General features: G+C 63.2%; 22 protein-coding genes. 13 read left to right on the top strand and 9 right to left on the bottom strand.

All coding sequences use genetic code 11. The annotated features are described in order from the left end of the window. The first annotated feature begins 278 nt into the window (after nucleotides 1-278). The 6 genes from HF885_RS06955 (at nucleotide 279) to HF885_RS06980 (ending at nucleotide 5,678) form a co-directional block, all read left to right on the top strand. The gene (locus HF885_RS06955) at nucleotides 279-560 is read left to right on the top strand and encodes a PTS sugar transporter subunit IIB (RefSeq protein WP_170104222.1); all 282 of its coding nucleotides are present in this window, start codon (nucleotides 279-281) and stop codon (nucleotides 558-560) included. 24 nt (nucleotides 561-584) lie between these two features. After that, entirely contained in the window at nucleotides 585-878 is a 294-nt protein-coding gene (locus HF885_RS06960; RefSeq protein ID WP_170104223.1) for a hypothetical protein, read from the top strand. Nucleotides 879-925: 47 nt separating this feature from the next. After that, nucleotides 926-1,741, top strand: coding sequence for a rhamnulose-1-phosphate aldolase (rhaD, locus tag HF885_RS06965; protein WP_170104224.1), 816 nt, complete (start codon nucleotides 926-928; stop codon nucleotides 1,739-1,741). A gap of 147 nt (nucleotides 1,742-1,888) precedes the next feature. Continuing rightward, nucleotides 1,889-3,277 carry a PTS galactitol transporter subunit IIC gene (locus HF885_RS06970; protein WP_170104225.1) on the top strand — a complete coding sequence of 463 codons (1,389 nt, stop codon included), beginning with the start codon at nucleotides 1,889-1,891 and terminating at the stop codon, nucleotides 3,275-3,277. Nucleotides 3,278-3,449: 172 nt separating this feature from the next. Next, a complete protein-coding gene (locus tag HF885_RS06975) occupies nucleotides 3,450-3,923 on the top strand; it encodes a PTS sugar transporter subunit IIA (RefSeq protein WP_170104226.1) in 474 nt (157 codons plus the stop codon). A 51-nt stretch (nucleotides 3,924-3,974) separates the two neighbouring features. Further along, nucleotides 3,975-5,678 (top strand): dihydroxyacetone kinase family protein, encoded by a 1,704-nt coding sequence (locus HF885_RS06980; protein ID WP_170104227.1) that lies wholly within the window; start codon nucleotides 3,975-3,977, stop codon nucleotides 5,676-5,678. Between the two features lie 112 nt (nucleotides 5,679-5,790). On the opposite strand, the gene HF885_RS06985 is transcribed toward HF885_RS06980, so the two are convergent. Beyond that, on the bottom strand, nucleotides 5,791-6,411 hold the full coding sequence (locus tag HF885_RS06985) for a histidine phosphatase family protein (RefSeq protein ID WP_170104228.1): 621 nt from the start codon (nucleotides 6,409-6,411) through the stop codon (nucleotides 5,791-5,793). A gap of 276 nt (nucleotides 6,412-6,687) precedes the next feature. Between HF885_RS06985 and HF885_RS06990 the strand changes: the two genes are divergently transcribed. From HF885_RS06990 to HF885_RS07000, 3 genes are all read left to right on the top strand, one after another. Continuing rightward, nucleotides 6,688-7,668, top strand: a complete 981-nt coding sequence (locus HF885_RS06990; protein WP_170104229.1) for a magnesium transporter CorA family protein — start codon at nucleotides 6,688-6,690, stop codon at nucleotides 7,666-7,668. Nucleotides 7,669-7,820: 152 nt separating this feature from the next. Further along, nucleotides 7,821-9,062, top strand: a complete 1,242-nt coding sequence (locus HF885_RS06995; RefSeq protein ID WP_170104230.1) for a glycoside hydrolase family 3 protein — start codon at nucleotides 7,821-7,823, stop codon at nucleotides 9,060-9,062. Nucleotides 9,063-9,110: 48 nt separating this feature from the next. Then, entirely contained in the window at nucleotides 9,111-10,007 is an 897-nt protein-coding gene (locus HF885_RS07000) for a lectin-like protein (RefSeq protein WP_170104231.1), read from the top strand. A 43-nt stretch (nucleotides 10,008-10,050) separates the two neighbouring features. Here HF885_RS07000 and HF885_RS07005 read toward each other — a convergent pair whose 3' ends face one another. The 4 genes from HF885_RS07005 to pth2 form a co-directional block, all read right to left on the bottom strand. Continuing rightward, nucleotides 10,051-12,627 carry a homocysteine S-methyltransferase family protein gene (locus HF885_RS07005; protein WP_170104232.1) on the bottom strand — a complete coding sequence of 859 codons (2,577 nt, stop codon included), beginning with the start codon at nucleotides 12,625-12,627 and terminating at the stop codon, nucleotides 10,051-10,053. Then, nucleotides 12,620-13,345 carry a vitamin B12 dependent-methionine synthase activation domain-containing protein gene (locus HF885_RS07010; protein WP_170104233.1) on the bottom strand — a complete coding sequence of 242 codons (726 nt, stop codon included), beginning with the start codon at nucleotides 13,343-13,345 and terminating at the stop codon, nucleotides 12,620-12,622. Before HF885_RS07010 ends, HF885_RS07005 begins: the two co-directional genes overlap by 8 nt. Before the next feature lie 3 nt (nucleotides 13,346-13,348). Further along, nucleotides 13,349-14,212 (bottom strand): methylenetetrahydrofolate reductase, encoded by an 864-nt coding sequence (locus HF885_RS07015; protein ID WP_170104234.1) that lies wholly within the window; start codon nucleotides 14,210-14,212, stop codon nucleotides 13,349-13,351. A 225-nt stretch (nucleotides 14,213-14,437) separates the two neighbouring features. Then, nucleotides 14,438-14,890 carry an aminoacyl-tRNA hydrolase gene (gene pth2, locus HF885_RS07020; RefSeq protein ID WP_170104235.1) on the bottom strand — a complete coding sequence of 151 codons (453 nt, stop codon included), beginning with the start codon at nucleotides 14,888-14,890 and terminating at the stop codon, nucleotides 14,438-14,440. 147 nt (nucleotides 14,891-15,037) lie between these two features. On the opposite strand from pth2, the gene HF885_RS07025 reads away from it, so the two are divergent. After that, nucleotides 15,038-15,307, top strand: a complete 270-nt coding sequence (locus HF885_RS07025; protein ID WP_170104236.1) for a hypothetical protein — start codon at nucleotides 15,038-15,040, stop codon at nucleotides 15,305-15,307. 382 nt (nucleotides 15,308-15,689) lie between these two features. Here HF885_RS07025 and HF885_RS07030 read toward each other — a convergent pair whose 3' ends face one another. After that, on the bottom strand, nucleotides 15,690-16,118 hold the full coding sequence (locus tag HF885_RS07030; RefSeq protein WP_090844851.1) for an FKBP-type peptidyl-prolyl cis-trans isomerase: 429 nt from the start codon (nucleotides 16,116-16,118) through the stop codon (nucleotides 15,690-15,692). A 255-nt stretch (nucleotides 16,119-16,373) separates the two neighbouring features. Between HF885_RS07030 and murI the strand changes: the two genes are divergently transcribed. After that, nucleotides 16,374-17,144 carry a glutamate racemase gene (gene murI / locus HF885_RS07035; RefSeq protein WP_206109839.1) on the top strand — a complete coding sequence of 257 codons (771 nt, stop codon included), beginning with the start codon at nucleotides 16,374-16,376 and terminating at the stop codon, nucleotides 17,142-17,144. Between the two features lie 26 nt (nucleotides 17,145-17,170). Here murI and HF885_RS07040 read toward each other — a convergent pair whose 3' ends face one another. After that, the gene (locus HF885_RS07040; protein WP_170104237.1) at nucleotides 17,171-18,073 is read right to left on the bottom strand and encodes a DegV family protein; all 903 of its coding nucleotides are present in this window, start codon (nucleotides 18,071-18,073) and stop codon (nucleotides 17,171-17,173) included. A gap of 318 nt (nucleotides 18,074-18,391) precedes the next feature. On the opposite strand from HF885_RS07040, the gene larD reads away from it, so the two are divergent. Together larD and HF885_RS07050 are read left to right on the top strand one after the other, a co-directional pair. Continuing rightward, nucleotides 18,392-19,123 carry a D/L-lactic acid transporter LarD gene (gene larD, locus HF885_RS07045; RefSeq protein ID WP_170104238.1) on the top strand — a complete coding sequence of 244 codons (732 nt, stop codon included), beginning with the start codon at nucleotides 18,392-18,394 and terminating at the stop codon, nucleotides 19,121-19,123. Between the two features lie 221 nt (nucleotides 19,124-19,344). Further along, nucleotides 19,345-20,184, top strand: a complete 840-nt coding sequence (locus HF885_RS07050) for an alpha/beta hydrolase (protein WP_170104239.1) — start codon at nucleotides 19,345-19,347, stop codon at nucleotides 20,182-20,184. Nucleotides 20,185-20,343: 159 nt separating this feature from the next. On the opposite strand, the gene HF885_RS07055 is transcribed toward HF885_RS07050, so the two are convergent. Both HF885_RS07055 and HF885_RS07060 read right to left on the bottom strand, forming a co-directional pair. Next, complete coding sequence (locus tag HF885_RS07055; protein WP_170104240.1) at nucleotides 20,344-21,348, bottom strand: GGGtGRT protein; 1,005 nt, start codon at nucleotides 21,346-21,348, stop codon at nucleotides 20,344-20,346. Nucleotides 21,349-21,366: 18 nt separating this feature from the next. Continuing rightward, entirely contained in the window at nucleotides 21,367-22,059 is a 693-nt protein-coding gene (locus HF885_RS07060; RefSeq protein ID WP_170104241.1) for an iron-sulfur cluster assembly scaffold protein, read from the bottom strand. Nucleotides 22,060-22,219: the final 160 nt, after the last annotated feature.

Below are 22,219 nucleotides of genomic sequence, written 5' to 3' on the forward strand. Positions count from 1 at the left end.
AAAGTCGGTTGTTGTGAGGCTCGCTGTCTATTTGGAAAGTTATTTATGAGGCGCTCCAATATCGCCATATAGTTGATTTCTTCGCAATAAACGTGAAACGAGTTTATCCAGTATCCTTTTTTGCGAAATCATGTGAAGACAGTTAAGCTTGTGCACAATTTTCCTCCTTCATAGAATCTCAATTAGTAAGTAGATGGCTGCAGACAAAGCAATATGCGAGTCTGCCGTCAGCTGGTATCAGGGCCGAGCAAACGGCCCGTGTATGGAGGAGGTTCGTTATGGCTCGAGTAATTTGTGCATGTGGCTCTGGGGTTGCGACTTCTCAGCTGGTAGCCTCAAAGGTGACCCGCATGCTGAAGGACCGCGGCGTTGATGCTGATGTCGAGGCAGTAGACATCAAATCCCTTCGTCATTACATCAACGGTGCAGATGCGTACGTCTCGATCGTAAAGGGCGAGAGTTTCGATATTCCTACGTTCGACGGAATCAAATTCTTAACGGGAGTCGGAGCCGATCAAGAGGCCGACAAGCTTGCTGAGCTGCTTAAGTCGTTGAAGTAGCGATTTACAGTTTGGGGGGATGACATGTCAAGAGACATGTTTCCGAAACCCGTCTGGGTATTTCTGATCATCCTTGACTTCTGCTTGTTGCTCCTTGGGTTCATGACCGTTAATTTGATGACCTCTGCGCTCGCACTCGTGTTGGCCTTTCTTATCAATAGATATGGGTTGGAGACGCTTCTGGGTCCTGACCAGGGTAAGGGCATAAGACTTCATAAGAAGATTCAAATTACGAACGAGCAGAAACGGGAAATCATTGCTGCCTTGAAAGCTGAACGGATGAAGAAGCGCTCGGGTAGCAAAGAGGTTTCGGGCTAGATAAAGAAGAAGAGTGGGTCTGCAGTTTTCGAAAGGAGATTCTTAGGATGTCAGATTGGAAAGACTTGAAGGCCGTCAAGGAAGTTGCCGATCTCAGCTTCCAAATGTATCAAAAGGGCTGGGATGAGGCGAATGGTGGCAACATCACCTACCTGTTGACCGACGACGAGGCTGCTAGTTTGAATTATGTTCCGGGAACGGGGAAGAAGCTCACGCTCACCGAGGGAATTCCAGATGCGCTTCGTGGCAAGTACGTTCTTGTAACTGCTTCTGGATCTTACTTCCGAGAGCTGAAGGATGATCTCGACCATCTCCTCGGTATTATCTATCTTCCCGAAGAGGGCGACGAGTATGAGATTGCGGCTGGCTTGATTGACAATCGTCCTACGTCGGAGCTTGGATCTCATATTACTACTCATGCTGTTCGCCTTGCGGTTGATTCGAACCAGCGTGTGGTTATGCACAATCACGCAACGCACGTTCTTGCGATGACGCATTGTGGCCCAACCGATGAGCGTGAGTTCACGCTTGCGCTTTGGAGGATGATTACGGAGGGGGTGGTTGTCTTTCCTGATGGTGTTGGACTGGTTCCTTGGTGCGTTGCCGGCACTCCCGAGATTGCGAGGGAGACAAACGAGCGCATGAAGACGCGGCGTTGCGTTGTGTGGCAGTATCACGGAGTGTTTACCACCGGCGATTCCATGCATGATGCGTTTGGGCTTCTCGAAACGATTGATAAGTGCGCAGAGGTGTGGCTGCTTTCGCAGGCGGCTGGTGGAAAGAATCCTGGTATTCCTGACCAAGGACTGAAGGACACTGCGAAGTGGTACGGAACTACGCTTCGCGAGGGCTACGTTGACTAGTTTTGGTTATGGGGAGATTTAGCATTCCTGAGCGCTCATAAGCGATAGACGGGGCAGTCATCAAAATAAGCGAAATGAAATTAAAAATTTCAACACAGGAATGCTGTCTCTCAGTTTAGTGCATCTGACTTGATTGAGGGAGGATTCATGGACGTTCTATATAACGTAGTCCAGTACATACTGGGCTTTGGAGCGGCTGTTTTCGTGCCGCTGATTATGCTCATCATTGGGCTGATTTGTAAGATGAAGTTCAGCGATGCATTCTTGGCTGCACTTACGCTTGGCATCGGTTTTACCGGCATGAACGTTCTTATCAACTTTATGACTGGCGCAATCACTCCTGCTGCCCAGGGTCTTGCAACTGCCACTGGCATCAGCCTTCCGGCAGTTGATGTCGGTTGGCCCGCCCTTTCTGCTATTGCGTGGGCGTGGCCTTACGGGACGCTTTGCTTCCCGCTTCTTATCGTCATCAACATCATCATGCTTAAGTTCAAGCTTACCAACGTGCTGAATGTCGACCTTTGGAATTGCTGGACGAAGCTTTGCACTTGCGTCATCACCTACTACCTTTGCGTTTCTGCTGGAATTCCTGAGGGCACTTCAGTCGTCCTTGGTTTCGTGGCTGCTTCTATTCAGATTATTGTTGAACTGAAGGTTGGCGATGCGATTCAGCCTACGATTCAGAAGGTTACTGGAATCCCTGGCGTTACGGTTCCTCATGCCCTCATGCTTTCCTGCGCTGTCGTGCTTCCCTTCGAAAAGCTTCTCGAGAAGGTTCCTGCAATCGAGAACAACCATGTTGATGCCAAGTGGCTCCGTGACAAGATTGGCATTTTCGGTGAGAACAGCGTAATGGGCTTCATCATTGGTACGGTGCTTGGTGCAGTTGCGTATAAGGATCCCCAGAAGGCTTTGACGCTTGGCATCCAGGCTGGCACGGCAATGCAGCTCTTCCCGACGGTCTCTAAGCTGTTTATGCAGGCTCTTGCGCCAATCTCCGATGCTGTCGGATCCTTTATGAAGAGTCGCTTCGAAGGCCGCGAACTGATCATTGGCTTGGATTGGCCTATCATTGCTGGCTCTGACGAGCTTTGGGTTTCGATGATTCTGCTCATTCCGTTCGAGCTGATTTGGGCGTTTGTCCTCGCACCTGTCGGAAATGTGGTTCTGCCTTTCGCTGGAATCGTAAACATCTGCCTCGGCCCCTGCCTGCTCATGCTTTCCGGTGGCAACCTTATCAAGATGCTTATCGAAGGCATCATCGTTACGCCAGTCTATCTGATGGCATCCAGCTCCTTTGCTCCCTATCTGACCAAGCTGGCTCGTACGTACTCTCCCGCATCTCTTAAGAACGTTGGGCACAGCGCTATGGTTACCTGGTCGACCCTCGAGACTCCTGACTTCCGTTGGTCCATTGCAAACGCACTTTCTGGACATGTCGCGGGTATCATCGCACTGATTGTTTGGTTCGCGCTGTTTGTCTGGCTTCTGAAGGAGTTTAAGAAGCGCAACGAGAAGATTAAGGCAGAGCTCTAGTAGACACACTTCACTTGAGTGGCTGGAATCAGTCCTTGCACAGTGAGACCGCCCCTCGGATGCACAAAACGAGGGGCGGTTTTTCGTAGTGAGATGCTTGGCATTTCGCTGCATTGCGATGCGAGTAGCTCTGGAGTTCCATAATGCTGAAAGCAATGACGAAAGGGGAACCATGCTTGGTAAGGAAACAATTAAGCGCGACTTGACTGTCGTGGATCTTGAAGCCGGTAGCTGCGATGAAGTGTTCGAAAAGATGAATCACGTGTTCCTAGAAAAGGGGTTCGTGAACGAAAAGTATCTGCCGACGATTTGTGAACGTGAGCACAAGTATCCTACGGCACTGCCTGTCGAGCCTGATCCAATTGCCATACCACATACTGAAGCCGACGCAATCATTACTCCTTTTATTGCACCTGTACGTCTGAAGTCAACGATTCCGTGGGGTGACATGTCAGACCCCAACCATAAGCTTGACGTTAAACTCGTGTTCCTACTTGGATTCAATGAGCCTGGAGCCCACATCGAACTACTTCAGATACTTATGCATAACTTCAGTCGTCCCGAGTGGGTAAAGTCACTCTATCAGGCTGAGACGGAGGATGAGTACTACGACGCGGTCATGGCCATGGAGTGGACGCACGACTAAGTCTTGAGCTGTTCGTCAGAGCTGACATTAGAAGTAGGTGATCTAGGCATCATGCTTTTCAACGATCCCAAGACGTTTCGCGAGGACATGCTCAAGGGTTATGTCGCTGCTTACCCTGATTATGTGGTGGAGGTCCCGGGTGGAGTGGCGCGTGCCACGAAGATGCCCGAGGGCAAAATAACCGTCATCAACGGAGGCGGATCAGGACACTATCCTGCCTTCTGTGGAATCATCGGCGATGGTTTCATGGATGCGACCGTTGTGGGTAATGTCTTTACCTCCCCGTCTACGGAGGACGTGCTCGGCGTAGCGCACTCCGTCGACAACGGGAACGGTATCTTCATCGTCGGCGGCAACTATGCGGGCGACAAGATGAACTTCAACATGGCACGTGACCGCCTGATAGAGGAGGGCGTCGACTGCCGTACCTTCTACATCACTGACGATGTGGCCGCCGCGAAGCCGGAGGAGAAGGAGAAGCGCCGCGGCAACGTCGGTACTTTTATGGTGTTCAAGGCGGCTGGCGCGGCCGCGGCCGCTGGGGTCTCGTTCGACGAGCTTGTCAGGATCACAAAGAAGGCCAATGAGCGCACGCGCACCATGTCCATGGGCTTCCGAGGCTGCACGCTTCCTGGAGAGGCGGCATCACTCTTCCACGTCCCAGAGGGGAAGATGGAAGTCGGTCAGGGCATACATGGAGAGCCTGGCGTAGGGGAGGACGACCTCAAGCCGGCCTCCGAGGTCGCGAAAATCCTCGTCGACCGCGTGCTTGCCGAGGCTCCCGCTGATGACTCGAAGCGCATCGCCGTTATTCTCGACGGACTTGGCTCGACTAAGTACGAGGAACTCTTTGTGGTGTGGGGCACTGTCAGGGAGCTGCTTGAGGAGAAGGGCTATACGCTGGTGGAGCCCCTCGTGGGCGAGTACGTCACCTCACTTGACATGGAGGGCATCGCGCTTTCTGTCGAGTACTTGGACGATGAGCTCGAGGGCTACTGGAGCGCTCCCTGCGACACGGCTTCCTTCCGCAAGGGCGAGAGCTCTATGGCCGCTGGCGAGCGCAAGGTGTACGCGGACGTGTCTGAGGCTGCGGAGACCTTCGAGCCCGGCTCGGCGGCTTCTGACGCAGCTGCTGACTATATCGTGGACGCGTTCGAGCGCATGCGCGAAGCCATCGCGGACGCAGAGGAGGAGCTGGCCAAGATCGACGGTGTCGCAGGTGACGGCGATCACGGTCGTGGCATGGTGAAGGGCTCAACCTTCGCGGCGGAGGCCGCAAAGGCCGCTCGTGAGAAGGGCGCCGCCGCTGGGTCGGTTCTGCGGGAGGCCGGAAGGGCTTGGGCCGCAAAGGCGGGCGGAACCTCTGGCGTGCTGTGGGGATCTGCGCTCGAGGCTGCAGGCGCCGTCGTCGGTGACCATGCGGACGCCTACGATGCCGGCGTCGCCGCAAAGGCCGTGAAGGCCGCCTACGAGAAGATGCTCTCCCTTGGCGGAGCGCATCGTGGCGACAAGACCATGCTCGATGCACTGATTCCCTTTGGTGAGGCGCTGGAGGAGCAGGCATCGGCAGGCAAGTCTCTTCGGGAGGCATGGGCCAATGCTGCAGAGGTTGCCAGGAAGGCGGCAGAGGACACTGCAAACATGGTCCCGAAGGTCGGACGTGCTCGCCCCGCTGCGGAAAGGAGCCTCGGTACGCCTGATGCGGGTGCGATTTCGATGGCGCTCTGCATCCGCACTGTACTGCCAAAGGAGTAGTGCGAAGCCAGAGTGGCTGACAGGGCGACTATTTTTGAGTTGCCGCAGAGGTAGATGAGAAGAGCGGGGATGCCGGTGGGGCGTCCCCGCTCTCATGTACGCCGTCTTCCGACTAGAACTTAGTCTCGACGGGAGTGGCATAGGCGATTTCGAACGACCCGTCTTTCTCGTCCAAGACGGTGTATCCGCAGTTTGCCTGCTTGACGCTCCAGAAATCCTCGAGGGGAATATTGAGCAGACGTCCCATGATTGCGCAGTTTATGCCGCCATGACCTGCGATGAGGATGCCTTCGCGCTGCCTTGCCTCGGGAACGAGGACGTTGTCGATAAAGTCCTGGGCGCGCGCGTACACGTCGTCGAACGTCTCGGCGCCGATGGGGGCGTGAAAGCGCTCTGGGTGGCTCTCGTAGTTGTAGGCCTCGTTTGTCCAGCGGTACCAAGGCCAGTGCCTGTAGCTGTGGCTCTCGAGGAGGCCGTAACCATGCTCGACCAGCCTAAGGTCCTTGTGTATGGGAACGTCGCGATTGCCGAGCGCGAGCTTGGCAGTCATGTAGGCACGGTCGAGTGGGCTTGAGTAGCAGACGTCGAAGTGGTAGTTTCTGAGACTATCTGCCAGCCTCTTAGCTTGTTGTATGCCCGTCTGGTTGAGGGGGATGTTGACCTGGCCCTGCATCTTCTTCTTTACGTTCCAGTAGGTAAGACCATGGCGTATCAGCACTACTCTACAGCCCATCAGGCCTCCAAATGCAGTCGAGGTTGTCGGTTGTCGTAACGGTGGCATGGCATATTGCCCCGTCAATATGATGCACCTCAATAGTCGCACGACGTGCGTGAACGGGGATAGTCCAACATCTTTCGAGAGTTGTGAAAGCAGCCGTCTTGGGCTTCGGGCGTGTGTCCCCCGCCAGCTGGGCCGACGTTGCGCGGCGCGCCCGCGGGCGGATATGGTGTAGCCTGTCTGTAGCTCAGGTTGCCGCAAGTTGCCGGACTGCTGCGATTGCGAGGCCCCATGATCGAGTACTACAAGACGTCGTACGAGGTTGCCGCGGACGGCACGAGGGTGCCATTTACGGGCAGGGTAGACGCCCCCGTGCCCGGGTGTTGGATCAGCGTGGTGGCACCCACGCAGGAAGAGCGCCGCTGTATGCTGGAAGAGCTGCACGTCACCCCAGAGTTCGTGACGTCCGCGCTCGACGACGAGGAGACGTCCCGCGTGGATTTGGACGCAGACACGGGGCAGGCGCTGGTAATCGTGGACTGCCCGTTTGTGGAGGACGAGCGCGAGGCCGTGGACCAGTCCATCGTGCAGTACGACACGCACCCGCTGGCCGTGCTGTTTCTGCCAGAGCAGGACGCCATCATGACCGTGAGCCTCAAGCCCAACGCGACGGTAGACGCGGCGGCCGGCGGGCGCATCGCCGGCGTCAACACAGCGCAGCGCACGCGCCTGCTGCTGCAGATGCTGCTGTTCATATCGCGACGCTACCAGGCGGACCTGCGCTCCATCAACCGGCAGTTCCGCGAGAACGAGCGCAAGCTCCGCCGCTCCATGCGCAACGCGGACCTCATCAAGATGCTTGGCTTCGAGAAGTCGCTCGTGTACTTCTCCACCTCTCTTAAGGCGCTGGACGCAACGGTCAGGCGCATTGGCTACGGGCGCACCGTGCGGCTGTACGAGGACGACCGTGACCTGTTGGACGACGTCTCGATCGAGATCAGGCAGGCGATCGAGATGTGCGGCATCTACACGGAGGTCTTCAACGAGACGATGGACACGTTTGGCTCGATAATCAACAACAATTTGAACCTCACGATGCGCACGCTCGCCATCATCACGCTGGTGCTTTCGATGCCGACGATGGTGTTCTCGTTCTACGGCATGAACACCGCGCTGCCGCTGGACGAGGCGTGGGTGTTCCCGCTGGCACTATCCATCGTGCTTTCCGTGGCGGCTGCCGTCTGGATCTTGCGCAGCCGCCTGATAAAGTAGCGCCGACGCCGCGGACGTCGCACAAGGATTGGAGCCTCATGGCAAGCAACAGCAAAGACTCGCGGCCAAAGCCGACGCGCGCCGCGCATGCCCGTCATACGGGGACACGCTCTGACGTGCCGCGGAAGCGGACCTCCGCGCCAGGTTCTGGCGTGTCCCGTCGCGCGGTCGTGGCGCTTGGGGGCGCGGTCGTGGTGGCCGGCGGCGTCGCCGTGGCGCGCGGCGTGCTGGGTGCCTCTGGCGGCAAGGGGCGGGCACGCTCCGCGGGCGAGAAGGACGGCGGCTCCGGCGGAAGCTCTGCCTCGGGGGACGGCGGCTCCAAGGCAGCGGCCTCGGCCACCGGCAAGAAGGCCGTCGCGAAGAAGGTGGCCTCCCTCACGCTGGAGCAGAAGGTGGCGCAGATGTTCTTTCCGCGGCCAGAGGCTCTTACGGGCATGGGCCAGGTGACGGCGGCCGGCGACACCACCCGCAAGGCGTTTGCAAAGATTCCCGTGGGCGGCATGTGCTACTTTGCGCAGAACCTGCAAAGCGAGTCCCAGGCACGGCAGATGCTTTCCGACTCCAACCAGATATCCCTGGACGAGGTGGGCCTGCCGCTCCTCATGTCCGTGGACGAGGAGGGCGGCACGGTCAGCCGCGTGGGCGGCAACAAGGGCTTCTCGGTCGCAAACGTCGGCAACATGCGCGACGTGGGGGACATGGGCGATGCGCGGCACGCGTACGACGTGTGCAAGAAGATCGCGGACTACCTGGTGCCGCTGGGCTTCAACCTGGACTTTGCGCCAGACGCGGACATCGTGAACGGCAGGAGCCAGACCATGGCGAAGCGCTCGTTCGGGACGACGGCGGACGTGGTGGCGCCCATGGTGGAGTCCGCGGTGAAGGGCTTTCTGGACGGTAGCATCATGTGCTGCGCAAAGCACTTCCCGGGCATAGGCGGCGCGCAGGGCGACAGCGAGACTGAGGCCATCACCACGGACAAGACGCTCGACCAGCTGCGCCAGGAGGAGCTGGTGCCGTTCGAGCGCGCGATCGCGGCCGGCGTACCCATGGTGATGGTCGGCCACATCAGCTGTCCCAAGGTCACGGGCGACAGCGCGCCGGCGTCGCTTTCCCGCGCGATCGTGACGGACGTCCTCAGGAACGAGCTTGGGTTTGACGGGATCATCATTACGGACTCGCTTGGCATGGGCGCCGTCGCGGGGCTGCACTCGGCCAAGGACCTAGGCGTGGCGGCAATCCAGGCTGGCGCGGACATGCTACTGATGACGCCGGAGCTTGAGGCCAGCTACCAGGGCGTGCTCGATGCGGTAAAGGCCGGCACCATCACGGAGGAGCGCATAGACCAGTCCGTCACCCGGATCGTGCGGGCAAAGCTCGCCCTGCAGGGGTAGCGTACGTGACGCCTGGTGCGGCGCCAGAAACAGGAGGGGAGACAACATATGTATTGCAGACAGTGCGGTGCGAAGATACCGGAGGGCAGCAGCTTCTGCAGCCAGTGTGGGGCGCCGGTGAAGCATGCGGCGGACGAGAAGGGCGCGGCGCCGGAGCCCGTGCCGGCACCTGAGCCCGCACCAGCGCCGACCGACGATACGGCGAGCGCGCCTGGGGCAGCCGCGTGCGCCCCCGCTCCGGAGGAGGCGCCTGCCGCCGGACACGCAAAGGGCAGGGTTCCCGTGGTTGTGGGGACGGTGGCCGCGGTCCTTCTCGCCTGCGCGGGCGTGGCGCTTGGCTTGCACTACTCTGGCGCGCTTGGCACGAACGACCCGCTGGCATCCTTGGGCGGGGCAAAGGTGCAGCCCGTAAAGACGGCGACGAAGGAATCCGGCACCAAGGCGACGGAGGCTCCCGCGAAGAGCGACGCGGGCGAGAAGGACGCAGGCGACTCGGCCGAGGCCGCGGGCGATTCCGACGACTCATCCTCGTCGGGCGCCGCCGCGGCGGCCCAGCCTGCGAGGGCGAAGACGCTCACCGTGGTGAGGCAGGCCATGACCTGGAGCGACGCGCGCGACTACTGCGTGTCGCACGGAGGCGAGCTTGCGTGCATCACGTCCGAGGCGGAGTGGAGCCAGGCCAAGAGCCTGATGGACCAGTCCGGCTGTAGCGTGTTCTGGATCGGAGGCACCCGCAGCGCGTCCGGCGGCTTCGCGTGGCTGGATGGCAGCCCGTGGGACTACCAGCAGTGGGCGTCCAGCGAGCCAAACGACGACGGGGGCGACGAGAACTTCGTCGCGGTGCTGAAGTCGCACGGCAGCTACGCGTGGTACGACGTGCCAGACGACGTATCGTCGTACTACATGCCAGAGAAGATGGCCTTCATCATGCAGACGGAGTCGTAGCGGGTGGTCGTAGCGGGTGGTCGTGGCGGGTGGTCGTGGCGGGCTACTGGTCCAGGATCTCTCCCACGATGCGGGCGGACTCCGCGGCGTCCTTCGCGTAGTAGTCCGCGCCCACCATCTTGGCGTACTCCGGGTTCAGTACCGCGCCGCCCACGATGACCTTGCACCACGGAGCCTGCTCGCGCAACAGGGCGATGGTGTCTGCCATGGCGGGCACGGTCGCGGTCATCAGGGCGGAAAGCCCCACCACCTGCAGATGCTCGCGGACCACGGTGTCCACCACCACCTGCGGTTCCACGTCGCGGCCCAGGTCGATCACGTTGTAGCCGTAGTTCTCTAGCAGCATCTTCACGATGTTCTTGCCAATGTCGTGGATGTCGCCCTTCACGGTGCACACCGCGACCGCACCCTTGGACGCGACCTCGACGCCCGAGGCGTCGTTCACCTCCTTGATGGTGTTGAAGCCGGCCTTGGCCGCCTCGGCCGAGGCCATGAGCTGCGGCAGGAAGAACGTGCCCTTCTCGAAGCGCACGCCTACCTCGTCCAGCGCGGGAATGAGCACGTCGTTTATGGCAAACAGCACGTCGTGCGTGGCGAGAATATCGTGCATCAGGGCAGGCATGGGGCCCTTGCGCCCGGCAAGCACCATGGCCCTGGCCTGGGCGACGGGGTCGTCCGCCGCGGGTGCGGGCTCGCCCTGCCCCTGCGCGGACGCGCCGGCGGCGGGGGTCGCGGCGGCTGCGGCGCCGGCGGCTGCCGCGTCCGTGGCCGGCGCGGCGTCGCTCCTGCCGGCGTAGCCCGCAACGTAGGCCTGGGCGCTCTGGTCCTCGCCGGAGAGCACGCGCCAGCTGTTGACCACGTCCATCATGCGCTGCTGGCACGGGTTGATGATGCACAGGTCAAGCCCCGCCGCAAACGCCGCAGCCAAGAACGTGGCGTTCACCAGCGGTCGGAACGGCAGGCCAAAGCTGATGTTGGACACGCCGAGCACCGTGCGCACGCCCGGAAGCTCGCGCTTTACAAGGGTGATGCCGTCGAGTATGGCGCGCGGGGCGCTCTGGTCCGTGGAGGCCGCCATGCACAGGCAGTCCACCACCACGTCCTGCCGCGGGATCCCGGCGGCGTCCGTCGCGGCCACGATTCTTCGCGCCACCTCGAGGCGGCCCTCCGCCGTCTGGGGTATGCCCTTCTCGTCTATGGTCAGGGCCACCAGCGCGCAGCCGTAGTGCGCTGCGATGGGGATGACGGCGTCCATGGTCTCTTGCTTGCCGTTGGTGGAGTTGATGATGGGCTTGCCCGGGTAGCTGCGGACGGCCGCCTCGATGGTGGCCGGCACGGCGGAGTCCACCTGCAGCGGCAAGTTCGTGACGCCCTGGAGGTCTGCCATCAGGCGACGCAGCGTCGCGGACTCGTCTATCTCGGGCAGGCCGGCGTTCACGTCCAGCACCTGTGCGCCGGCGTCAGTCTGGCTGATGGCCTCCTGCATCACGTAGTCGTAGTTGCCGGAGCGCAGGGCCTCCTTCATGCGGCGCTTGCCCGTGGGGTTGATGCGCTCGCCGATGACGCCCACGTGGCCGGCCGGCAGGCTCACCAGGCGCTGCGAGCTCGTGACCGCAAAGTCGCGGCACACGTCGCGCGCGACGGGGGTGCGGCCGGCAAGGAGGTCCCTCTCGCCCGCGATGTAGGCCGGCGTGGTGCCGCAGCAGCCGCCTATGACCGTGACGCCGGCATCCAGCATGTCGCGCACGGCCTCGCAGTACTCCGCGGGCTTGATGTCGTACAGCGTGACGCCGTCCTCCACGTGGGGGAGTCCGGCGTTTGCCTGCGCCATGACCGGCACGCTGGACCACGGCAGCATGCGGCGTACGAGCGGCGCCACGTCCTTGGGGCCAAGCGAGCAGTTGATGCCCACGACGTTGGCGCCGAGCGAGCTGAGGGTCTTCGCCGCGACCTCCGGCGTGGTGCCCAGGAAGGTGCGGCCGTCCTCGTCAAAGGTCATGGTGCAGAATATGGGCAGGTCAGAGCACTCCTTTGCCGCGAGCACCGCCGCTTTGGCCTCTGCGAGGTCCGCCATGGTCTCGATGATGAACAGGTCTGCGCCCGCGGCGTCCGCCGCGCGCACCTGCTGTGCAAACAGCTCGTACGCGTCGTCGAACGGCAGCGTGCCCATGGGCTCCAGAAGAGAGCCCGTGGGGCCAATGTCCGCCGCGACGTAGTGCGCGCCGGACGCCTTTGCGCAGGCGACTGCCGCCGAGAAGACCTCCTCCACCGTGGCCGCGTCCCCCAGCTTAGGTGCGCTCGCGCCAAAGGTGTTGGTGGTGACGACCTCGGAGCCCGCCTGCACGTACGCCTGGTGGATCTGGGTTATCTGCTGCGGGTTGGTGAGGCACAAAAGCTCTGGCACCTCGCCGGCCGCAAGGCCGCGCGCCTGCAGTTGCGTGCCCATGGCGCCGTCGAACAGCAGGAGGTCCTGCCCCGCGAGCACGCGGCGCAGGTGGTCGTCCTTTACGCGCAGGGTGCGGTGGTCGTACGTGCCAAAGTACTTGCGGGTGTCGATCGCACCCACGTTCTTGCCGGCGGTCCTGCCGGCGGCGGGCGTCTTGGTGGTTGCGTCAGTCATGGCAGGTCCTTCCTGTGGTGGCGCGGAGGTTGCAGAACGCGCGGCAGAAGCAGTCCGCGCAGCTTGCGTGCGTGGAGGGCTGCGGCGCGTCGAACATGCCCACGACGGCCGTCACGCTCTTGGTGGGGGTCATGAGCAGGGTGGGGCTGAGGGTGATGCCCAGGCGGCGGCGCGCGTCGAGCGCGTCGAGCAGCACGGGCTGGGTCTGCATGGGCATGTCGCCGTAGCCCGGCGAGAAGCGGAAGTTGGTGTACAGCCCCTCGCGCGCGGCCATGCCCACAAGCGTGGCCTCCGCGGCGTCCGCCGCGCGCTCCACCATGGTGGTGGCCGCGGCGTCAAACAGCACCTGGCCTAGGTGGTCCGTGAGCGAGAGGCGCTTGAGCTCGCGCTCCACGCCCATGCCGATGGTGACGGCGAACACGCCCACCTTCCGGGCGCCCGCCATGTGGCGCTGCATGGACTTTCCCACGAGCGTGAGCGCGGTGTCTGCCAGGGTGACCTGCGGGGTCCCGTCGGGAAGCTCTTCTCGCCCGGCGACGTCGTACACGGCGATGCTTGCGCGTGCGTGCCCGATGGCAAGGCAGCTTGCGATGGCCGCGTCCAGGCGGGCGTCGAGCTCCGGCGTCACCTCCTGGTCGCGGTAGCCCAGGTAGCGCAGGACCTCGCCGCGGTCGACGTCTTCTATCTGGTAGCTTGTAAGCGTTGGCGCGACGGGCATGGCCTAGGCCTCCACGTATCCTGCCTGCAGCAGGCAATCGTGCGTGGCGTCAGCGACGGACGGGCGATTCATGGTATAGACGTGCAGGCCGTCCACACCGTTGCGGGCAAGGTCCACCAGCTGCTCGCACGCGTAGGCCACGCCGGCGTCCTGCTGGGCCTGCTTGCTATCGCCGGCCGCGACCAGGCGCTTGATGACGGCGGCCGGGATGGAGGCGCCGCAGGTGAACGCCATGCGCTGGATCTGCTGCACGCTGGTGAACGGCATGATGCCGCACACGATGGGCACCTTGATGTGCGCGCGGCTGCAGCGGTCGCGGAAGCGGTAGAAGTCCTCGTTGTCGAAGAAGAGCTGCGTCACCAGGAAGTCCGCGCCGGCGTCGACCTTGGCCTTGAGGTGCTCGATGTCCGCCTGGAGCGAGGGGGACTCGAGGTGGCCCTCGGGGTAGCACGCGGCGCCCACGCACAGGCCGGTCCGCTTGAGGTATGCCACCAGGTCAGACGCGTGCTCGAAGTCGATCACGTCGCGGCCGGGCGCGCGGTCGCCGCGCAGCGCCAGCACGTTCTGGACGCCTGCCGCCTGGATCTTCTGCACGTAGGCGTCCACGTCCGCGCGCGACGAGCCCAGGCACGTGAGGTGCGCCAGCGCCTGCGTCGTGCCGGACGCCTGGATCGCCTTGGCCACGCTGACGGTGTTCTGCGAGTTGCCGGAGCCGCCCGCGCTGAACGTGACCGATATCCAGTCCGGCGAGTTCTGCATGAGGCGCTCCGCGATACCGGTGGCCTGCACAACCGACATGTCCCCCTTGGGCGGGAAGATCTCGTACGAGAAGGTCTGCTTGCTCTTGAGGATGTCGGCTATGCGCATGGTTGTCCCTTCGTGTTGCATGGTGACGCGCCGAGCGCAGGTGCGCCCAGCTTGGTCTACCCATGGTAGCGTTGGGACGCGGGCGGCGCGAAAACGGTACCGTTCGGTAATAGTTGCGTATTCGATAACGCGCCATCGCGCCGCGCGATGGCCGCCACTGGGCGAGAAGGACGCGGGCACGCGTGTGCGCGGGGCCGCGGGACGGCCGCCCTGCGGAGCCCGCGGCTAGTACAGCGGCAGCTCGCCGGTGACGGGGTCGACGTCCTGCGCGCGGAGCGGCTCGAACGCGAGGCAGGTGTACGTGGCCTCGCCGTGGAACTCCGTCAGGCCGGCATCGCGTATGAGCGCGACGGCAAAGCCGCGCTCGCGCCCCTGGTCAGCTATGCGCAGCAGCTCCTCCTCCGAGCCCACGTACACGCACACCTTCGCGACGCCGGCGTCGAACCAGTCGGAAAGCGCCGTGCGCGGCGTGCCGTTGGAATCCAGGTACACCCACGTGGGGCTCCCGTCCTCGGCGGTGGCAAGGCGCACCTGGTCAAGGCGGTGCTCGCGCGCAAGCGCCATGAGCACGGCCTCCACGCACGCATGCCCTGCCTGCGCGGCGATCTTGCCCTTGCGCATCTTGAGGTCGCGCCTCATCACGATCATCTGCTTGGCGAGGTAGGAAGAGCTTGGCATGGGGTCTCCGCTTCGATGGTGGGGGATGTGTTTCTCGCCTCACCACTATAGCGGCGACGCAGGCAAGGGGGCGGCTCTTCTCGTATGATGGACGAACTCTGTTGGCTGCGTATGCACGCCGTGGCGGCGTGAGAGGTTGGGAGTGGCATGGCGGACTTTGGTGGCGTCGACGCGCACAAGCTGGCGATGGCCGTGATGATGGGCAGGTCGGACGAGGCGCTGGCCATGCTGAAGCAGCTGGACCTGGGCACGATCGCGGAGCTCGTGGAGAGGGCTGGGGTCTCTGCGAGCCCCGAGGAGCTGCACCGGGCGATTGCGGAATCTGCCAGCATGGGCGAGCTTCTGGACAAGGTCGAGAAGAGCACGGGGCTTGGCCTGAGCGACATCGCAGGCCTCGCGACCGGCCTCATGTGCTAGGCGGGGGAGCGACCGGAGCCCAGACGCCCGAACTTCTGCTGCCGGGCGGGTGAGGGGCCCTAACGCTACGCGAGCTCGCCAAGCTGCCCGATCGCCCAGAGCGGGACGTTGACGAGCCAACCCTCTGACCAGCGACGTTACAAAACATTCACGTTTTACCCTAGGAAAAACGTGCGAGTCTCCCACGTTTTCCAAGGGAAGTTGTGCCGTTTGCCTGCCTTGAGCTAGCCATCGGTCTGCCTCGAACCTGCCCTCGGCGCCGCTTGGGTGGGCCCGTGCGGTGCCCTGGGCACGCTGCATCCGCGCGGCAACAAAAAGCCGCCCGCGTCCGTGGGCGCAGGCGGCTGCAAGGGGCATGCGTTCTGATGGCGTGAGGGCCGGGCTAGTCCTCTACCTCGAGCAGGGTGATCTCGAAGTTCAGGGCCTTGCCCGCCATCTCGTGGTTGAGGTCGAACGTGATCGTGGACTCGTCCTTCTCGACCACCTGGGCGGGGAACGGACGGCCGTCCATGCCGGAGAGCATGACCTTGGCGCCGGGCTCAAGCTCCTCCGCGCCGGGCAGCTGCGCCAGGGGGATGGTCTGGACCAGGTCGTCGCGGTGCTCGCCGTACGCGTCCTTGGGCTCCAGGCGCACGTTGACCGTCTGGCCGGGCTCCATGTCCTTCACCGCGTTGTCGAAGCCGGCGATCATCTGTCCCGCCATGCAGGTAAATGCCAGCGGCTCGTTGCGGTCGTACGAAGAGTCGAACTTGGTGCCGTCGTCGAGGGTGCCCGTGTAGTGGACCTTGACCTTCTTGCCTTCGTTGCTCAAGGAATGCTCCTGTCTTTCGCCTTTGTGCGGATGGCACAAGGTTACCCAAAAGGCACGCGCGCCATGCGGGCAAGGCCGACGGCGCGCCCCCGCCCACCGAGCCGCCACAAATGACGGCGCCGCCCGCCGCCCAAAGGGGCCGGCGCGCCCGGCGGCACATACAAGTTCGACATCGGTGCGGTAGACTATCTACCTGCGCCCGCGCGGGCGCACGGGCAAAGCGCCGCACCCGCGGCGCCGGGATGGAGGCACGTTTTGGGCAAAGAGGGTTGTGTCGGCGTCTTCGACTCCGGCGTCGGCGGCATCAGCGTCCTGCGCAGCATGGTCGCCGCGCTGCCGCACGAGGACTTCGTGTTCTTTGGCGACTCGGCAAACGCGCCGTATGGCGAGAAGAGCACGGACGAGGTGCTGAGGCTCTCGCGCGCAAACGTGGAGCGCCTGCTGGACGGCGGCGCAAAGGCCATCGTGATCGCGTGCAACACCGCGACGAGCGTCGCGGCCACCCGCCTGCGCGGCGACTACCCGGACCTTCCCATCGTGGGCGTGGAACCCGCGCTCAAGCCGGCGACGCTTGCTCCAAGGCACGACCGCATCCTGGTCATGGCGACGCCCATCACCCTCAAGCTCGACAAGTTCCACAAGCTCGCGCAGGAGTGGGGGTCTGACTCCACCGTCATCCCCGCGCCGTGCCCCGGCCTTGCCGCCCGCATCGAGCAGGGCAACCTGGACGCGCCGGACCTCACGGAGCTGCTGGAGCGTCTGGTGGGGCAGTACCGCGGCACGGTGGACAGCGTCGTTCTGGGCTGCACGCACTACCCGTTCGTGCGGCGGCAGATTCGCTCCGTGGTGGGCGACGTCCCGTTCTTCGACGGCGCCGAGGGCACGGCCCGCCGCCTGAGGAGCCTGCTCGCGAAGGCGGACCTCCTGAAGCCGGAGGACGAGCCCGGCTCCGTCACGTTCGAGACCAGCCTGAGCAAGCCGGGCGAGCTCGACCTGTACCAGTGGTTCTTCAACCAGGACTGCTAGGCGCACCGGAACTTCCGGCCGCGACGCTACCTTGCGGCCGACTTCCTGCCGGCGGTATCGCCCCAGAAGAACAGCGCCACGGTGCCCGGTCCCGTGTGGCAGCCGATGGTGGCACCGATGTCGAACATCTGCACGCGGCCGTCCATCTGCGGAAACGCCTGCTCAACCATCGTGGCGACGTCACGTGCGTCGTCCGCGCACTCGGAGTTGCACAGAAAGGCGCGGCCCGTGTAGCCCTCGCCCCCAAAGGCGGTCGCGCGCATGATGTCGACCACGCGCCTCTCGGCCTTCGCCTTCGTGCGGATCTTCTCGATTACGGCAAGGCTCCCGTCCGGCGCCACGTCCATCACGGGGCAGATGCGCAGCAGCCCGCCCGCGACGCCCGCGACCTTGCTGATGCGCCCGCCGCGCACGAAGAACGTCAGGTCTGACGAGAAGAACCAGTGCTGAACCTCCTGGCGGTGCTGCCTGGCCCAGGCCGCAAGCTCCTCCAGGCCCATGCCCTCGCGCCTGAGGTCGGCGAGCCTGTCCATGAGCATGCCGTAGCCGGAGGAGGCGCACAACGAGTCCACCACCACGATCTTCTGGTTGGGGTACTCGTCCTTCAGCAGGTCTCGCGCGGTGCATGCGGAGTTGTACGTGCCGGATATGCCGGAGGACAGCGTTACGTGCAGCACGTCTTTGCCGGCCTCGAGGAACGGCCGCCAGAACTCCTGGTACTCGCCCACGGACACCTGGGACGTCACCACGTCCGCGCCGGCGAGCATGCGCGCGTACAGCGTGGCGGGGGAGTTGGTGCGGCCAAAGTCGTCGTGGCAGGCCTCGCCGTCGATGTTGTAGTTGAAGTACACGTACTCGATGTCGCGGCTGCGCAGAAAGTCCTCGGTCACGTCGACCGTGGAGCAGCAGCTTAGGATGTAGTCGTTCAAACGGGCTCCTTACCGCGCCGCCGTCACGGGGCGCACGTGCAGGCTGCGGCCCTTGGCGGCCGTCCTTCTCGCCTGTGTTTTTAGACAGAGTACCCAATAAGTGTTGGAATTTTATGGCACGCGAGCCATTTGGCGGCAACTTGACGCGATTCCGAGGGCATTCCCAATCGCGCTGTGTTTATTCGCGGGATTGGCTATCTTCATAACTCTTAAAGAGGTTGCGTATTTGGTGAGCGGTAAAATATTGTCCGTAGACGTCGCCTGCTCGCGGGGTGCAGCCGATCGCAGGTGGCAAAGCCCATGGCGTAAGGAGAAGCAATGCCGTACAACGTTCTGGCGGAGTTTGGGGCCACTGCCCTCATGATCGTGTTCGGTGTCGGGGTTCACTGTGACACCGTGCTCAAGGGCACCAAGTACCACGGCTCCGGCCACATGTTCGCAATCACCACGTGGTCGTTCGGCATCTCTGTCGCGCTCTTCATCTTTGGCGGCGCCGTCTGCATGAACCCGGCCATGGTGCTTGCGCAGTGCATGATCGGCCTGGTGCCGTGGTCCAGCTTCGTGCCGTACGTCGTGGCGGACATGCTGGGCGCGTTCTTTGGCGCGGTCGTGGCGTGGCTCATGTACGCGGACGACTTCAGGGCGTCCGAGGGCGACCCCGAGGTCACCGCCGTCGCAAAGCGCAACATCTTCAGCACCAACCCCATCGTCCAGAACCTCCCGCGTGACTTCTTCTGCGAGGCCACCTGCACCTTCGTCTTCATCTCCGCCATCCTCGCCACCGCCAGCCGCGCCGGCGACAACGTCCTGCTGCTTGCCATCTCCGTCGGAATCATCGTGTGGGCCGTGGGCATGGGCATGGGCGGCATCACCGGATTCGCCATGAACCAGGCGCGCGACCTTGGTCCCCGCCTTGCCTACCAGCTGCTTCCCATCAAGGGCAAGTGCGACAACAACTGGAAGTACGGCCTGATCGTGCCGGGCATCGCCCCGTTTGTGGGCGCGGCGCTCGCCGCGCTCTTCGTCCACGGCTTCCTGGGCATGTTCTAGGGCCTGGCGCGACACCGCCTTCGGGCAACACGAGGTCAACACGGGCAACATAGGACTTCCGCAAGGGCGCTCCCACGGGGCGCCCTTTTTTATGACGGGAACGTTAGCGGCGCTTCCCGCGACGCCTGCCACGGGGCATAAAAGTTTTTCTCGCCCGCGCGCTGCCGCGACGCGGCCGTGCTAGCCTGAGACAATCCGAGTGCGTTTTGAAGGGAGCTTGCATGGGAAGACGCGGGGAGCAGAACGCCCCTCTTGGCGGAGGAGGACAGGGCCATGGGAAGCGCCATCGCGTGCGCAGGGTGCTGCTGGGGATGGTCGTGGCGCTTGTGGCGGTCTTGCTCGTCCTTTACCTGGGAATCCACATCTACGCCGGAAGCTACAGCCATGCGACGGCGACTGCGCGGGAGGCGCTTGAGACCTCTTCCGACGTGCGGGTAAAGCGGCTCGACAGCGGTGACGTGCTGTTTGTGCCGAGCGATGCGGGCCGCGTAAGCGCCGCGCTCGTGTTCTATCCCGGCGGCAAGGTGGAGGTGACCGCGTACGCGCCCCTGTTGCGGCGCCTTGCGGAGCGCGGCATTGCGTGCGCGCTCACCCGGATGCCCGAGAACCTTGCGGTGCTTGCACCGAACGCGGCGGACCGCAGCCGGGGCGAGCTTGAGGATGCACTGAGGGTGGCGGGGTGCGACCCCCTGAACGTGCCGTGGATGATGGGCGGCCACTCCCTGGGAGGTGCGATGGCCGCAAGCTATGCCGGGAGCCACGCGAGCGAGTACCGGGGGCTTGTGCTGCTTGCGGCATACTCTTCCGGCGACATTTCCAAAAGCGGGCTTAGCGTCCTGCTTGTTACTGGAACGCGCGATGGCGTTCTCAACCGCGACAGATACAACAGCTGCCTTGCAAACCTGCCGAGCGACTACCGCGAGGTGCGGATCAGGGGCGGAAACCACGCGGGGTTTGGCAGCTACGGCAGGCAGGACGGTGACCGTAAGGCCACGATATCTGGCGGGGAGCAGGTGGAGGCGACCGTCCAGGCAATCGTGAGCCTTGCGGGGTCGTTGTAGGTCAGGCGCCCCCAGCGTCGGAAGCCCGTGCCGGCGTCACGCCGAGCGTGCCGGGGCGACGGGCGCCGTCCTTCTCGCCCGCGGCGCGCGTGCGTGCGCGCAAAAACGGGACCCGCCACCGAGGTGACGGGTCCCGTGCTGCCTTTGCGGGGAAAGGTCCTACTTGGTGAGGGCTTCCTCGACGGCGACGGCGCACGCGACGGTGCAGCCGACCATGGGGTTGTTGCCCATGCCGATGAGGCCCATCATGTCAACGTGCGCAGGCACGGAGCTGGAGCCGGCGAACTGGGCGCTGGAGTGCATGCGGCCCATGGTGTCGGTCATGCCGTAGGAGGCAGGGCCGGCGGCCATGTTGTCCGGGTGCAGCGTGCGGCCGGTGCCGCCACCAGAGGCGACGGAGAAGTACTTCTTGCCGGCCAGGACGCGCTCCTTGAAGTAGGTGCCCGCGACGGGGTGCTGGAAGCGCGTGGGGTTGGTGGAGTTGCCGGTGATCGAGATGTCGACGTTCTCGTGCCACATGATGGCAACGCCCTCGCGGACGTCGTCGGCGCCGTAGCACTTGACGGCGGCACGCGGGCCCTCGGAGTAGGGGACCTCGCGCACGATCTCAAGCTCGCTGGTGTAGTAGTCGAACTTGGTCTGGACGTAGGTGAAGCCGTTGATGCGGGCGATGATCTGGGCGGCGTCCTTGCCAAGGCCGTTCAGGATGACGCGCAGCGGCTTCTTGCGGGCCTTGTTGGCGTTGTTGGCGATGCCGATGGCGCCCTCGGCGGCCGCGAAGGACTCGTGGCCGGCCAGGAACGCGAAGCACTCGGTGTCCTCGCCAAGCAGCATGGCGCCCAGGTTGCCGTGGCCCAGGCCGACCTTGCGCTCCTCGGCGACGGAGCCGGGGACGCAGAACGCCTGCAGGCCGATGCCGATGGCGGCGGCGGCCTCGGACGCGGTCTTTACACCCTTCTTGACGGCGATGGCGCAGCCAAGGACGTATGCCCACTTTGCGTTCTCGAACGCGATGGACTGAATGCCCTCGGTGATCTGGTAGGGATCGAAGCCGAGGTCGGTGCAGATCTTGCGAGCTTCCTCAAGGTCAGCAATGCCGTACTCTGCGCAGGTCTTGTTGATCTTGTCGATGCGGCGCTCGTAGCCTTCGAACGTGATTGCCATGTGTATTCAGCTCCCTTCCTACTCTTCGCGAGGATCGATGACCTTGGCGGGGTTGTCCCACTGGCCGTAGCGGCCCATGGCGCCCTCGACGGCCTCCTTGGGATCGGTGCCGGCCTTGATGGCGTCGGTGAACTTGCCGAGGTTAAGGAACTCGAAGCCGATGATCTCGTCGTCCTTGTTGAGGGCCATCTTGGTGATGTAGCCCTGGGTCAGCTCGAGGTAGCGGGCACCCTTGGCCTTGGTGCCGTAGGTGGTGCCCACCATGGAGCGGAGGCCCTTGCCAAGGTCGTCGAGGCCGGTGCCGACGGGCAGGCCGTCCTCGGAGAACGCGGTCTGGGTGCGGCCGTAGACGATCTGCAGGAAGAGCTCGCGCATGGCGACGTTGATGGCGTCGCAGACGAGGTCGGTGTTCAGCGCCTCGAGGATGGTCTTGCCGGGAAGAATCTCGGCTGCCATTGCCGCGGAGTGCGTCATGCCGGAGCAGCCGATCGTCTCGATCAGGCACTCCTCAATGACACCCTGCTTGACGTTGAGGCTGAGCTTGCAGGCGCCCTGCTGGGGTGCGCACCAGCCTACACCGTGCGTGTAGCCAGAGATGTCAGAGATCTCCTTGGCCTGGACCCACTTGCCCTCCTCGGGAATGGGCGCAGGACCGTGGTATGCGCCCTTGGCGACAGTGCACATACGCTCCACTTCTGCGGAATACTGCATGGTTCTCCTCTCCACCACATCAAGCGCGTCGGGCCTTGTCCCGCGCGCCACTGTCCGGTGTGTGACTGGCCCATGCGGCCGGTCAGACCCATTTTATGCCACGGCGTGTGTTTGTCGCCACAATACATTCAAGTTCGGTAGAAATATCGTTAGGGGCGGG

This window comes from Parafannyhessea umbonata, assembly GCF_012844235.1.
Lineage (GTDB): Bacteria > Actinomycetota > Coriobacteriia > Coriobacteriales > Atopobiaceae > Parafannyhessea.

Coding starts and splice junctions, on each gene's coding strand:
- HF885_RS06955 (WP_170104222.1), top strand. CDS start 279: ATGGCTCGAGTAATTTGTGCATGTGGCTCTGGGGTTGCGACTTCTCAG.
- HF885_RS06960 (WP_170104223.1), top strand. CDS start 585: ATGTCAAGAGACATGTTTCCGAAACCCGTCTGGGTATTTCTGATCATC.
- rhaD (WP_170104224.1), top strand. CDS start 926: ATGTCAGATTGGAAAGACTTGAAGGCCGTCAAGGAAGTTGCCGATCTC.
- HF885_RS06970 (WP_170104225.1), top strand. CDS start 1,889: ATGGACGTTCTATATAACGTAGTCCAGTACATACTGGGCTTTGGAGCG.
- HF885_RS06975 (WP_170104226.1), top strand. CDS start 3,450: ATGCTTGGTAAGGAAACAATTAAGCGCGACTTGACTGTCGTGGATCTT.
- HF885_RS06980 (WP_170104227.1), top strand. CDS start 3,975: ATGCTTTTCAACGATCCCAAGACGTTTCGCGAGGACATGCTCAAGGGT.
- HF885_RS06985 (WP_170104228.1), bottom strand. CDS start 6,411: ATGGGCTGTAGAGTAGTGCTGATACGCCATGGTCTTACCTACTGGAAC.
- HF885_RS06990 (WP_170104229.1), top strand. CDS start 6,688: ATGATCGAGTACTACAAGACGTCGTACGAGGTTGCCGCGGACGGCACG.
- HF885_RS07000 (WP_170104231.1), top strand. CDS start 9,111: ATGTATTGCAGACAGTGCGGTGCGAAGATACCGGAGGGCAGCAGCTTC.
- HF885_RS07005 (WP_170104232.1), bottom strand. CDS start 12,627: ATGACTGACGCAACCACCAAGACGCCCGCCGCCGGCAGGACCGCCGGC.
- HF885_RS07010 (WP_170104233.1), bottom strand. CDS start 13,345: ATGCCCGTCGCGCCAACGCTTACAAGCTACCAGATAGAAGACGTCGAC.
- HF885_RS07015 (WP_170104234.1), bottom strand. CDS start 14,212: ATGCGCATAGCCGACATCCTCAAGAGCAAGCAGACCTTCTCGTACGAG.
- pth2 (WP_170104235.1), bottom strand. CDS start 14,890: ATGCCAAGCTCTTCCTACCTCGCCAAGCAGATGATCGTGATGAGGCGC.
- HF885_RS07025 (WP_170104236.1), top strand. CDS start 15,038: ATGGCGGACTTTGGTGGCGTCGACGCGCACAAGCTGGCGATGGCCGTG.
- larD (WP_170104238.1), top strand. CDS start 18,392: ATGCCGTACAACGTTCTGGCGGAGTTTGGGGCCACTGCCCTCATGATC.
- HF885_RS07050 (WP_170104239.1), top strand. CDS start 19,345: ATGGGAAGACGCGGGGAGCAGAACGCCCCTCTTGGCGGAGGAGGACAG.
- HF885_RS07055 (WP_170104240.1), bottom strand. CDS start 21,348: ATGGCAATCACGTTCGAAGGCTACGAGCGCCGCATCGACAAGATCAAC.
- HF885_RS07060 (WP_170104241.1), bottom strand. CDS start 22,059: ATGCAGTATTCCGCAGAAGTGGAGCGTATGTGCACTGTCGCCAAGGGC.